A 13,309-nucleotide genomic window follows, 5' to 3' on the forward strand; every position below is an offset into this window, starting at 1 on the left:
TATATTTATAATTTGAAAAAATATAGAATTTGAACCTTGTTTACTTAGGCACATGGAAGTATGAATAATTAAGGATATAGGTATTGATTTAATTGGTTATGAAGGCACCTATCATAATAAAAAAGCTGACTACGTGCGAAATGGAGTAGTAAAAAATAATACCGTTTATGAAAATTCTTCGTACGGCAATCCTGCTTATGGAGATGATTATAATGCTGGAGGTATTTACATTGATGGTGGAAAAAATATAACCATCGAAAAGAATACCATTTATCAATGTGATATTGGAATTGAGGCTACCTCTGAACACGCTGACAAATATGCCAATCATATAAACATTTTAAATAATATTATTTATAACAACTTTTATACTGGGATATCGATTGGTGGGTATGACGAAAATCGGGGAGGCACGATTAACTCTACAATCTCTCAAAATATCATTTTTCGAAATGACACGAAAGGACTAGATGGGGGACAGCTTTTATTACAGCATGATACCAAAAACAATGTGATTGAAAAAAACATATTGACTGCTGGGCCTTCACGCATATTTATCGCCAACGATTTTATAACCAATCAAGGAAATAAACTACAAAAGAATATCTTTCATAAAGAAAAGGGAAAAGCTGGTATATGGGTATGGAAAGCGGAAGAATATACTAATTTTCCGGAGTTTAAAATGGTTTCAAAAAGTGATGCGGAATCTAGTTATTTAGATCCAAAATATAAAAATGCAAATACATTTGATTTTGAATTAGAAAAGAATTCGTCTGCCAAAAAAATTGTAGAATAATTTTTTTTCAAAAGATTTCACGGACGCTTCCTAGTGATTTAATTGGAGGTTTGTCCGTGATTTTCTTCTCATGGACGTTTCTTGGGGTTTTGATTGGAGCTTTGGCCGTGATCTTCTTTCCCACGGACGTTTCTTCGGGGTTTGATAGGAGGTTTGTCCGTGATAGCCTCTCTCACGGACGTTTCTTCGGGGTTTAATAGAAGCTTTGGCCGTGATCTCCTTTCTCACGGACGTTTCCACTCTCCCCCGCCTTGCTTTGTCCTTCATCAAGTTAAATATAACAAAAAAGTTTTGCCAATTATTATGACGAAACCAAATATTAGAACTTACTATCTGCCAAAATACGGATTTCCCTTCATTCCTACCCATAAATCAGACTGTTCCAATTGATAGGCTAATTGTAATAGACGATGTTCTTCTCCTTTTTGTGCCATAACTTGTACTCCAAGAGGCAGGCCATCCTCTGATAAATAAATTGGTACAGACATGGCAGGTTGTCCAGTAAGGTTTGCTAATTGTGTAAATGGTGTATATGTTAGGCTTGGTAAAAACATATCGTAGACGATTTGTTGTTGTTCTTCTACATTTTTCGCTAATGCTACTTCTTCTACAAATCTCTCATGTTTTTCTTTACTTGGTGTAAGCTCTCCGATTCTTGGAGCGGTAAAAGCTGTTGCTGGGGTAATATAGAAATCATACACTCGATGGAAGTTCGCCATTTGTCCTGCCGCTTTATCCCAAGACGATAAGCTTTCCGTGTACATTGCCGCTGATACCGATTTACCAGCATCATGTAACACCCAAGATTCCATTTCCATATCTTCTGCAGTCAACTCCCTACCAAGTGCATGCTCCAATTCAATGATTGTTGCATTCATTTCCCCACTATTCATCAAGTAATAGTCCTTCATTAGCTGCACACCATCAACAGGTCCATCGACTTCTTCTACATGATGCCCCTCTGATTCTAAGCTCTTCACTAATTTCTCGACTGCTAATTTCGCATCCTCCGAGACTGGTGTTCCAACTGGTGACTTCGTTGAAAACGCAATACGCAATGACTTATTAAAATCTTGAACCATTGTTTCCCTATAACTTCCCGAAAATAATGGTGTTTGGTAAGCTGCCTCTGGTTGAACTACTTGCAATATGTCAAGCATTGCAGCACTATCTCTTACACTTCTACTTAAAACAAAATCAATGGATGCCCCTTGCCATTGTCTTCCAACCCCTGGCCCAACAGGAGTACGACCTCTAGTTGGTTTTAATCCAAAAAGACTGGTAAACGATGCAGGAATTCGAATCGAACCACCACCATCGCTCGCGCCAGCAAGTGGAACGATTCCAGAAGCAATGGCAGCAGCGGCACCGCCACTTGATCCACCTGGTGAAAACTCCTTATTCCACGGATTTCGTGTTGGCCCATAAACTCTCGGCTCTGTTATGTTTTTCAAAGCAAATTCTGGAGTATTCGTATGTCCCATAAAACGAAAACCTGCATCACGAAATTTCTTCACAAAATAGGACTCATTTGTAGATATAATTCCTTGCAAAAGCTCCGATCCGGCTGTCAAAGGCTCCCCTTCTATCGACTGACTAATATTTTTCATTAAAATTGGCACGCCATTAAATGGTGCATTTTCAATAGATAGGCTCTCCGCTTCTTTTAATGCCTTTTCTTTTCTAGTATGTGTCGCAACATTTAATATTGGTTGCACTTCTTCCAACCGCTCAAAGGCCATTTCCATTAATTCCTTGGCTGATACTTCCTTTTTTTGAATAAGGGTTGCCATTTCTGTTGCATCAAGTGATAAAAACGTTTCAATATTCATATGTACACCCCATTTGGTAGAATTTCACATCCACTCTATCATAGTTTAGAAATCAATAGGAAAGCAACCAATCCATCGATAATTACCTTTGATTTTTTTATTCTTTTAACTTATACAATGAATTATTTTTTTTCTGAAAAGACCAGCTTTATCTAGATCTGAACCTCTCATCACAAGGTACTTTCGTGAGACAAACTTCCGCCTCTTTTAAAGGATTCTCACTTTGGAAGCTCCGTATTTTAGTGTCGAGCGGATTTTACAGAAAAAGTATATCCTTTTCAGATAAAGGCAAACTATGGTTACTAATTTGAATCAAGTGGAGGAAACAATCATTATGGAACAAAAGAAACCTTTAACAGCATCAGAACTTGGAGGGATATGGGGAAAATATCAAAACGATAGTTTATCTTTGGCAGTTCTAAGTTATTTTAATCAAAAAGCGGAAGATCCTGAAATAAAGGAGGTTATTTCGGATGGATTGCAACTAACTAAGAAGCACTTTGATTCCGTTAAGACATTTTTTCATGAAGAAAAACGACCACTCCCAATCGGAATAACGAAGGAAGATGTTGATATAACCAAAGGAAGATTATATACAGACAATTATATGCTGCAATATTGTTTACAACTTGGAAGGCTAGGTATGCACGCTGCAACAATTGCCCTTTCCATGACAACAAGGGAAGACCTTTACAACTATTTCTCTAAAGTTTTTCATGATTATAATCAGCTTCATCATAAAGCATTAGTCGTAACCAAAGCTAAAGGTGTATTATTAGAGCCCCCAACCATTCCTGCACCGAAAGAAATTGACTTTGTAAAAAAACAAAATTTCTTAACCGGTTGGTTGGGTGAAAAAAGGCCATTGCTTTCTATAGAGATTTCTCATTTATTCGGAAACATACAAAGGAACTCCTTAGGTGCTGCCACTTTATTGGGTTTCAGTCAAGTTGCTGAGAGGAAAGAAGTAAGGGATTATTTCCTTAGAGGCGTTGAAATTGCCAAAAAACATGTAGAAATATTTTCAGAGGTACTCGAGAGCAATGATATACCTGTACCGATGGGATCAGATGCCCTTGTAACCGATTTAGCTGAAACCGGAGTATTGTCGGATAAATTGATGCTGCTTCATACTACTGGAATGATTGCATTAGGTATAGGGTTTTATGGGTTAAGTATTTCTACCAGTACGAGAAGGGATATCGCTAGTCATTATGTCCGTTTAAGTGGAGAAATCGGTTTATACTTGGAAGACGGGGCAAATTTGCTGATTAAACATGAATGGTTGGAAGAGCCACCAAGAATGGTGGATAGAGCGGAACTTATTAAAACGAAAGGCGGAAAATAAATGAATGGAAACATGGAACTTACTGAACCAGAAATAGCTTCCATATGCAATGAAACTTGTGGTTTAACGTATATGTTACAACATGGTAAAAAAATAAAAACCCTACGTCCTCGTTATATTCAATTAGCCACGGAAATAGCCAACTTTGCAAAAGATAGTGCAAAACTGTTAGTTGAAAACGGATGGATGGAGCAGCCGCCAATAGCACCTAACTATGAAAACATAGCGAAATAAGGTTTGATTATGGATGTTAATTTACAAAAGAAAAGTAAAAAATTAGAGGCTGTTCTGTGGAGCATTGCACTTCCGGGGTTTTACCAACTATTACGTAAGCAATTTTTAAAAGGATTTTTGTTAGTTCTTTTAGAGTTTTTAATCAATGTAATGGGAAACTTTAATCGGATTATCATTCTTAGTTTTAATTTCCGAATTGAAGAAGCAATTCAAGCAACAAACTATCAATGGCTCTTATTTTATCCTTGTTTGTATTTTTTTGGAATATGGGATGCATATAAAGATGCTAGTGGTGAAGAAGGGAAGCCTTTTGCTTATCTTCCATTAGTGTTTTCAGCTTATTTTGTTACAGTAGGCGTCATCTTTTCTACTCGGATTACCATTTTCGGTCACCTGATTGGGCCGATGTGGTCGGGGTTTTTATTCCTACCAATTGGTTTAGGGATTGGGGCAATCATTAGATGGATTTTAATTAAAATATATACCAAAAACCGCTCTCTAGGTTCCTGACTTTCCCTGGATTGTCTGCAACCTGAGAGCAAACAGTTTGTGGTAACCTCCCGTTTAGATTAGAGAGAATTTCATTTTTTTGCTTCAAAACTTTGTGAGAGGATTAATCACACATTAGGACTCTCTTACAAAGTTCTATTTAAATTAATTGCATTGTTGTAATACAAGTATTATCGCCCTCGAAAGTAGAAATTTCCGATTCAGATGTTTTTCCTTCGTGTTCTATTTTTACTTGAAATGTTTCATCTCTTGGTAACCAAATATCAATAAACCCATTATCTAGGGATGTCATCGTTTTATCCACTACGACTTTACCCTCTTCATCTTCAATATATACATCAAATTCCTTGTTCACTAACTCTCCCTGACATCCCGTTAAACTGTGGATTTCACATGGATGTGTTGTCTCAACAAATGGTGCAATCGAAACAAAGAATTCATCCTTAGGAAGTGGGTAGGAAGTTTCTTTTTCTTGATTGTCCGTTACAATTAATTCATGTGATGTAATCGAGGCCGATACATCTTCAAAATCTCCCGTACTATACTCATGAACCAATTCCTTTGTTTCCTGTGAATCCATTTCTTCTTCTGCACTATCATTACAGCCAACTAATGCAAGAACGAATACCATACAAGCAATAGAAAATAACTTCTTCATCTAAATTCATCTCCTATTTTTCATTACTTTCGAGAATATTTTGCTACAGATAATCCCTGAAACCAATTGACATTCCAGGGATTAGTGAAATTACCTCTAGTAGTGATTCGGAATGTTAATTAAAATGTTAGAAGGATTAAGACGAAATAAGCTACCATAGCAATCAAACCAACAGGAAACGCAAATCGCGCATATTGTAAACTAGTAATTTTTAGTTTTCCTGCAGCGATGATATTTGGTATGTTTCCTGGAATGAGCATCCCACCACTAACAAGAAGTCCAAGTAATAATGCCTTAATTGTTGGATCACTCATTGCTGGACTTACTTCAGCCGCAGCTAGAGTAGCATTGTCAAGTACTGCAGAAATCATGTTAATCCAATAAAGTACAAGCGGATTCAGATCAAGCAGGAACCTTTCAATGAAAGGCTGGAATCCCGCGCCTAAAAACGTCAAGGCCATTACGAAAATGTAAATTTTTAAACTACGAATAATAATTTCCGCATAGGACTCTTTTTCACTTAGAGCATCATCTTCAGTATCCGTTTGTATTTCAGTATTATTTTTAGCTGGCTTGATTATGAGCGCGGCAAGTATTCCGAAAACAATAACACCTGGAATTACATAAATACCAAGTAAATTCAATAAATAGAGAAAGCCTTCATTTAAACTCGCCACGACAATTGTTGACAATGGTTCACCAATTGGAGTTAATGCAGCCCCCATTCCAATCGCATAACATGCTAATATAACAAGCCGAATTTCAGATTTGCGATCTAGTTTTAGAATACTAATGACCGATACGAGAATAACCGCGGCAACAATTGCTGTAATCAGACTTGAAAGTAATCCAAGAACAATGACAAGGAGTGCAATAAATAAACGATATGGCATAGCATTACTAATACCTACAATTCCCTTTTCGATTGGGGTTTTAAACCAACGGAATAGGAGCCCCGCGACTAGTACCGCTAGCGTGATATTTATTGGATGGACCAATGCCTCTTTAATCAGAGCCCAATCCATTACTTGGCTGACTAGTACAGATAATACCCCCATAATAAACAAGAATACTTCCAGGTTACGTTCTACCAACTTCGTAAAAGGAAGTAATAGAACTAACACCAAAATGATCGTTAATCCAATAATCATAAATATTTCTCCCCTCTCTTTTTGGCAGGTAGGAAGGCGCTTTCCTACCTGCGAATAATAATTAAAAATTTCTTAATTATTAGTGCATTATATTCCCACGTATCATTCTACTATTGTTAAAATAACCCTTGTAGAATACCATTCCTCCTTCATCGGAAAAACACAAAAGGAGCCTATCTACCAAAGGGCATAATTACCCCTTGGTGACAGACTCCTCCTAAAAAATTTTCATAATATTTAATTTTGATAATAGGCCTATTCATTTTTAGAATAACACACCATGAATTTCATGACAACAATTTTTTTTTTAAAAAATGACCCTTCTTAGAGAATTTATACCAGCTTCTGTCCACAATTCGAACAGAAGTTAGCTCCATTTGTCTTCTCTCCACAGTTTGGACAGAAGTTCGGAGCTTTCCCCGTTCCACTAGAAGGTGATTGTGGTGTTTGTTCTTGATTTGGCTGCTGATTTTGAGAAGGGGTTTGATTCATATTTTTCATCATTTCGTTAGCCATGTTCATCCCCATCATCATACCAGCCATATCACTTGCAGTACCGGATCCTTGAAGTTTTCCAGAAGCATGTGCATCTGTAACGGAAATTTGCTGATATTTCGAGACATCTCCCACCATTCCGTGGGAAGCATTTTTGTCGATCATATCCTGAACTTGTTTTGGGTAATTAAAGCTCCTTACACTAAAGTTGGTGATTGTCATTCCCATATCATGAATTTCCATATCCAAATCTTCTTTAATTCCTCTAGAAATTTCGATACTATTCATTTGTAGATTAAAGATATTCTTCCCTTCTTGGGTAATCCATTTCATCAGCAATTGATCTAATATCGATGTGATACGAATCTTCACATCATCGACAAGATACCGTTCTTTCACACCAGCGATATTATCAACTAGTGCCATATAGTCATCTACTTTAAATTCAAACGTTCCATTTGCTCTAATTGGTAGCCCGCCTGGAAGGGAAGGTGTTGGGATATTAATCGAATTTCTCGTACCCCATTTCACATTAAAAATCTTTGTGTTAACAAAAATCACCTCTACCCTTAGTCCACTATTAAAACCAAATTTAAATCCCTTTAACGTGGAGAGAAAAGGAATAATTTCCGATTCAATATGATAATCTCCTTCATCCTTAAAGACGCCCTCAACCTTTCCGTTATATAGAAAAATAGCATCTTGACCTGGTCGGATTATTAGTCTACTTCCTTTTTTAATTTCTTTATTACTCCACTTCCAAAAAATCATATCGTCGCGGAACTCATCCCATTCGATAACATCAGCAAATTGATTTCTAAAAAAAGACATGGCAAACTTCCTCTCATTCTATTATTTTTTACTAGTGCACGTTCAAAAAGGAGGATGAAAAGGACCGAGGTCGGCTAAAGTCGCAACGTCCTGGGACTCCGATTACTCGTCCCACCGTAAAGATTTGTTGCAACGCCGACACTAGCACGTCCTGTGCTTCGCAGTTCGAGGCGGCGTAGCTTTGAGGAACGGAACGTATGCAATTAATACGTGAGTAGCGGTGAGTCTTGCCAACGAAGAAATGCGAAGTGTCATTTTCACCGGACTTTTTGAACTTCCCTCACTAGAACTTCCCTCTACTACCACTATGCGAGTGCCCACCTCTAGTGACACCACCTCCGCCACCGCCTCTATTACTATTATTATTCTTAGGCTTTCTGCGTTTGGTGACGTTTTGGGTTAAATAAATATCTTTACGTTGTAGTACTTTAAAATCTCCTGTATATGTCCGCTCATTGACAGTTACTTTTCCACCAGAATTATACGCCATCGTTCCTACAATTAACGCTGCTAATCCTAATGCGACTATCATGTGAAACCAGGTTTGGAGTAGGAAACTCTCTGGATTAACACCAGGAATGTATTGCATATAGCGAGAACCCGTCTCAATGAATGTGGTAAATGCTTCTTCGTAATTTCCACTAGACAAGTCAGGCGTCATTTTTTCTCTAATTAAGTCCACTCGTTTATTATCTAAATATTTTTCACCTTTATAAAACCCGGCTATATAAACATCTCTTTTACTCATATCTAAAGCCAAAATTGCTGCATTACCATTTGGCTTGTCAAAACCAAAAGCCATTTCGTCATAAAAATCTTCTACAAATGAAAAAATATCCTTATTATCCGCATCTTTAGTTGTTACAATGATAAAATCTATTTCATGTTTTTTCCCATGTTGATTGGCTAAATTCTCTAACCTATCTATTTCATCATCCGTTAGTAGATCAGCATAGTCATAGACTCTCTGTTTGGATTCATCGGCGAATACAGGGGAAATAAAACTAAAAATAAGAAAAAGAGAAAGAATACTAGTTAGTAATAAGATCCGCTTATTCACCAAATCTCACCCCCAATAATAAAGGTGATGATCTTGGCCATCATAAAAGTAGCACCTGCAATACTACCAAACCATGCTGCTACCTTCCCCATACTTAATGGAGGTTTTCCAACAACCTTTCCATTCACACCATTCATGGCAAAAGTGTGTTCCTGTTTATCATAATCATAATAAACCATCCATACAGGAAGAAGGACATAAGATGCCTTTCTCTCTCGAGTGTCCACATGCTTTTCCCTATACTGTACGGAAGAGTAGCCACTTATCGTAGAACCGATATGTTTATCAATATATTCACTTACCTTTGACTTCACCCTTGGAAATAAATCTTTATTATCATAATTATACTTTTCAGCTAAATATCCTGCTAAATAGGGTGTTTTAAAGTCCTTTAAACTTCCATAATCATACGGTTCTAACTTATCCATTAAGTCGTCATTCATTTTCTCTGACGCATCAACTGGTACCTTATTAAAAGTTAAATCAATCTTGCGCCTAACATCATAGTACTTTGTTTCGGTATAAATATAGTCACCTCGTGTATAGGTTCTTACCTTCGTTGCCTTTGCTTTCACATCGGCAATACTATGTAAATCATAAAGCCAAAATGGGACATAAATTCCTGTTATTCCTTTAATTCGGTCAGCGCTCATAAAGCCTTTAGGAGTCAGTCTACCATTCTTACACCATTTCTTAAATGCATTCCTCGCTTCTTCCTTACTAATTTGGAATGGGATCACTTTATCCGGTGCAAGATTTCCAGAAACACGATCTGCTAAAACAACCCCAGCCCCACAAAAACTACATGTTGTTGCGGAAGTATCGGCATCGGTAATGACGGCCGCTCCGCAGTTATTACAGACATACTCTTTCGCTTCCTCATCAGAAAATCTTGTTGTAATAAATTCTTCGGAAAAATCCTCTATCAAATCCGTTCGTCCACAACTCCCACAAGTTAGTTTTCCAGACTCACTATCAAAAGCCATATCATCGCCACAATCGGGACATTTATAATGAATTAACACGACTCTCCCCCCTTTGGATTATTTTTCTGTCATTTTTCTTTTTAACTCTTCCATTTCCTTATCTACATCCATACCTTTATCATATTGTGACACAAGCCTATCCATGTCAGCATCTAATCCATGTCTTAATTCTTCTAGTGCTTCCGCCTCGGCTAAAGCCCTATTCGCCTTTTCCTCCAGTTGATCAAAAGTAGTTAAACGAACGTTTGATTGAGATAGACCAGTCTCATTCCTTTTCTTTTTACTCTTTGCCATTGCTAGCTTCCCAACAATCGCATCACGTTGATTGGAAAGTTCCGCTACATCCTCGGAAAGTTTATCCTGCGCCAATTTCATTTGTTCTACCTTAATGGAAGCTAGTTCATATTGCTTTTCATATTCATGGTATTTTGGCTTTAAGCTCAGCTTTTCTTCTAAAAATTGACGTGCTTTGTCTTCATCCCCGGCTTTTAATGATTTAGCTGCAAAACGTTCCATTTTGTTCATTTCCGTTTGACATTCGTGAAGATTCCTTTTTGCCCGATTCATCAAAACAACTGCAGCATCAGTCTGTCCTTTGATTTCTCTTTCATCACGTTCCATTTCTCTTATATATGCATTTATTTCCTTTTCCGGATCTTTGAGATTTTCCATTTTTACATTTATATGACTTGCTAAAATCGTACGTATTCGTTTTAAGATGCTCATGATTGTTTCCACCTTTCACTGATTTAATAGTACCTATTTATACGGGAGATTGGAAGAAAAGTTTCAAATGAGAAAACTGTGTTTCTCAGAAGACTTGGGGTGGAAATAACAAAAAAACGCTTCAGAGCAAAGTACATACTTTGTTCCAAAACGCTTTTTTGAAAAAGGAATTTGTTCCTTAGTTAGATAAACTTTCCCGCAAATTAGTTTGAACGTGCCGATTTGATTTTTTCTTTTGTAACATCCTTATAAATATATTATTGGACACGAGGGAAACGATGATAAAGACCGTACCAAGAATATCGAACATCGTTATTTGATTACCTTGAAATGCCGAAATGATGAGTGTTGTAACAGGAACAAAGTTAATGAACAACAGTGAATTTAATGGTGATAAGATACTTACACCGATGTTCCAGCCAACTAGCGCAATGACACCAGGGTATATAATCATAAACAATAAATGTGGGCTTGCTGATATCACAGCTTCCCCCGATGGAAAGGATATATACCCAAATAACGTTGCCACTACGACAATAAGAGTCGCTGTGACCGTTCCAAGTAAACAGCTTAACGTGGAGTATCGTAAAGCAGACCAACCGCTAAACTCCTCACCACCCATCGTGTAAACGACCCAACCAATTACTGCAATGAAAATAATTATGGATGGGACAAAATCACTTGTTGCACCAAGAAAGGATCGAATATCCCCTTTCGTAATTACTAATACTGCACCAATAAATGACAGTAGCACACATAATAAAGTGAATCGATGGGGACTCTTTCTAGAGAGCATCCAAACAATCACAATGGATATCATCGGCATCAATGATTCCATAATGGATGCTACCATTATACCTGATTCACCTAATAAATCCTCCCCCCAAAAGATAAAAAGATTATAAACCGTAAACGCCATGGTGCCAAAAAACCATAATGGAAGACCTTTTCCTTCCAATCGAAAAGCCTTTTTTCCTTCTTTCCACCATAGTATTGGTACCAAAATAATCGTAACAGATACATAACGAATAATTGTAAAATAGAAAGGATCCATATATTGAAAAGCTCCATGTGCTACAGGAAACATTGCACCCCATGAAACTGCAGAAATAAAACACAAAAAAGCCCCTAACAACACACTATTTTTCAATTCCCCTTTGCTCCCTTCAACTAAATGATCTACTCTCATATTCTATGATTTTTGTTATCTTGTAAAATGAATAATAATAATGATTTCCATCATTAATCGTGATATCATACAATTAAAATACGAAAATAGGAAAGGGGCAAAATAGTGGAGTTTAAGGACTTAGAGATTTTTCAGAAAGTAGCCGAAAAAGGAACGATTACAGCGGCAGCCAAAGAGTTCAGCTATGTGCAATCGAATATTACGTCGAGGATTCATAAACTTGAAACGGAATTGAATACCCCTTTATTTAACCGACATCGGCGTGGGATGAGTCTAACACCAGAAGGAAAAAAGTTATTGAATTATTGTAACCAAATTTTATTGTTAACTAATGAAATGAAGAAAGCCGTTCAAAGTAAAAAGGAACCGTCTGGAAAATTAGAAATCGGTACCGTTGAAACCGTCATTCATTTACCGCAAATTTTATCAAACTATATAAAGAAATATAAAAATGTTGATTTGTCGGTAGTTACCGGAGTTACAGAAACCTTAGAAGAAAAAGTATTAAATCATAAATTGGACGGAGCCTTCGTGACAGAATCCGAATTTCACCCAGATCTTATATCACATGAAGTGTTTCAAGAGGAGCTTGTTTTAATTTCAGATAATCGTGCATCTACGTTAGAGGATTTGAAAGCGGAACCGTTCTTATGCTTTAGTGAAGGCTGTGGATACCGAGCACGCTTAGAAGCCTGGTATAGAGACCAAAACATTACTCCAAAAAAGGTAATGGAATTCGGCACATTAGAAACCATCCTTCGTAGTGTTGCCGTGGGACTTGGCGTTACATTTGTTCCAAGGTCAGCAACTACCCATTTTGAAGAAAATGGGCTCATCCAGTGTCATACTCTTCCAGATCAATATAGTAAGATTAAAACAGTCTTTATAAGAAGGGCTGATACCTTCTTAACTTCAACAATCAGAACATTTATCGAAACGATTGAAACAAATAAACAAGCGCCAATAACACCTATATAGAAGTCTTCCATCAGTGGGGGTTTTTCTTCAGCCCTCACGGATGGTTAGTCGCAACTTATAAATATCCTAAACTAACCACAAATAAATATTGAATTAGATGCACTTTTAAAAAAACATTGACTTATCTACTATATATACTTACAATTATACAAAGTAAACATATAAGGATTCTTATCAAGAGAGGCGGAGGGACTGACCCTATGAAGTCTCAGCAACCAGCAAATTTTTGTATGGTGCTAATTTCAGAAGAATACTTAGTATTCTAGAGATGAGTAAATATAGGCCGCCCGGAATGATGTCCATTTCTGCCCTCCTCTCATCTTCTTGAGACGAGGGCTTTTTCTATTCATTATTAAACCATTTCATTATGAATCTTAAACACGGGCATATCAGCACACATATGCAAAATATCGGTAAACACCTCGGAGATATCAGTAATCGCGGCTAGGCCCCCTTATTCCGGACACTAACTGGATATTTCTTTGTTTTTCTTAGAATTCCTAAAGTATATTGGA

At 37.1% G+C, this 13,309-nt stretch carries 12 protein-coding genes, 1 pseudogene and 1 riboswitch; of the genes and pseudogenes, 5 read left to right on the plus strand and 8 right to left on the minus strand.

From position 1 onward, the window contains the following. Nucleotides 1-73: 73 nt before the first annotated feature. Nucleotides 74-796: pseudogene (locus KM885_RS17120) on the plus strand (right-handed parallel beta-helix repeat-containing protein); the annotation flags it as partial. Between the two features lie 329 nt (nucleotides 797-1,125). On the opposite strand, the gene KM885_RS17125 reads toward KM885_RS17120, so the two are convergent. Continuing rightward, nucleotides 1,126-2,628 carry an amidase gene (locus KM885_RS17125; RefSeq protein ID WP_047185528.1) on the minus strand — a complete coding sequence of 501 codons (1,503 nt, stop codon included), beginning with the start codon at nucleotides 2,626-2,628 and terminating at the stop codon, nucleotides 1,126-1,128. A gap of 334 nt (nucleotides 2,629-2,962) precedes the next feature. Here KM885_RS17125 and KM885_RS17130 point away from each other — a divergent pair, with 334 nt between their 5' ends. From KM885_RS17130 to KM885_RS17140, 3 genes are read left to right on the plus strand one after another with little or no spacing between them, the layout of a single operon-like run. Further along, a complete protein-coding gene (locus tag KM885_RS17130; protein WP_047185529.1) occupies nucleotides 2,963-3,976 on the plus strand; it encodes a DUF3231 family protein in 1,014 nt (337 codons plus the stop codon). Then, the gene (locus KM885_RS17135; RefSeq protein ID WP_204797950.1) at nucleotides 3,977-4,210 is read left to right on the plus strand and encodes a YvdQ family spore coat protein; all 234 of its coding nucleotides are present in this window, start codon (nucleotides 3,977-3,979) and stop codon (nucleotides 4,208-4,210) included. It abuts the gene before it with no gap. A gap of 9 nt (nucleotides 4,211-4,219) precedes the next feature. Beyond that, entirely contained in the window at nucleotides 4,220-4,720 is a 501-nt protein-coding gene (locus KM885_RS17140) for a hypothetical protein (RefSeq protein WP_047185530.1), read from the plus strand. A gap of 139 nt (nucleotides 4,721-4,859) precedes the next feature. On the opposite strand, the gene KM885_RS17145 is transcribed toward KM885_RS17140, so the two are convergent. The 7 genes from KM885_RS17145 to KM885_RS17175 form a co-directional block, all read right to left on the minus strand. Then, complete coding sequence (locus KM885_RS17145; RefSeq protein ID WP_047185531.1) at nucleotides 4,860-5,378, minus strand: CueP family metal-binding protein; 519 nt, start codon at nucleotides 5,376-5,378, stop codon at nucleotides 4,860-4,862. Nucleotides 5,379-5,497: 119 nt separating this feature from the next. Further along, a complete protein-coding gene (locus KM885_RS17150) occupies nucleotides 5,498-6,529 on the minus strand; it encodes a DUF1646 family protein (RefSeq protein ID WP_047185532.1) in 1,032 nt (343 codons plus the stop codon). Between the two features lie 333 nt (nucleotides 6,530-6,862). Then, on the minus strand, nucleotides 6,863-7,855 hold the full coding sequence (locus KM885_RS17155; RefSeq protein ID WP_047185533.1) for an SPFH domain-containing protein: 993 nt from the start codon (nucleotides 7,853-7,855) through the stop codon (nucleotides 6,863-6,865). A gap of 283 nt (nucleotides 7,856-8,138) precedes the next feature. Next, nucleotides 8,139-8,915, minus strand: coding sequence for a TPM domain-containing protein (locus KM885_RS17160; protein ID WP_216884306.1), 777 nt, complete (start codon nucleotides 8,913-8,915; stop codon nucleotides 8,139-8,141). Next, entirely contained in the window at nucleotides 8,912-9,940 is a 1,029-nt protein-coding gene (locus KM885_RS17165) for a TFIIB-type zinc ribbon-containing protein (protein ID WP_216884307.1), read from the minus strand. Before KM885_RS17165 ends, KM885_RS17160 begins: the two co-directional genes overlap by 4 nt. An 18-nt stretch (nucleotides 9,941-9,958) precedes the next feature. Continuing rightward, nucleotides 9,959-10,627, minus strand: a complete 669-nt coding sequence (locus KM885_RS17170; protein ID WP_216884308.1) for a PspA/IM30 family protein — start codon at nucleotides 10,625-10,627, stop codon at nucleotides 9,959-9,961. Between the two features lie 178 nt (nucleotides 10,628-10,805). Beyond that, on the minus strand, nucleotides 10,806-11,777 hold the full coding sequence (locus tag KM885_RS17175) for a DMT family transporter (protein WP_216884309.1): 972 nt from the start codon (nucleotides 11,775-11,777) through the stop codon (nucleotides 10,806-10,808). Between the two features lie 144 nt (nucleotides 11,778-11,921). Between KM885_RS17175 and KM885_RS17180 the strand changes: the two genes are divergently transcribed. Further along, a complete protein-coding gene (locus KM885_RS17180) occupies nucleotides 11,922-12,794 on the plus strand; it encodes a LysR substrate-binding domain-containing protein (protein WP_204797952.1) in 873 nt (290 codons plus the stop codon). Between the two features lie 168 nt (nucleotides 12,795-12,962). Then, nucleotides 12,963-13,069: riboswitch (SAM riboswitch) on the plus strand. Nucleotides 13,070-13,309 lie beyond the last annotated feature (240 nt).

Source organism: Oceanobacillus caeni (genome assembly GCF_019037185.1).
GTDB classification, from domain to species: Bacteria; Bacillota; Bacilli; order Bacillales; family Amphibacillaceae; genus Oceanobacillus; species Oceanobacillus caeni.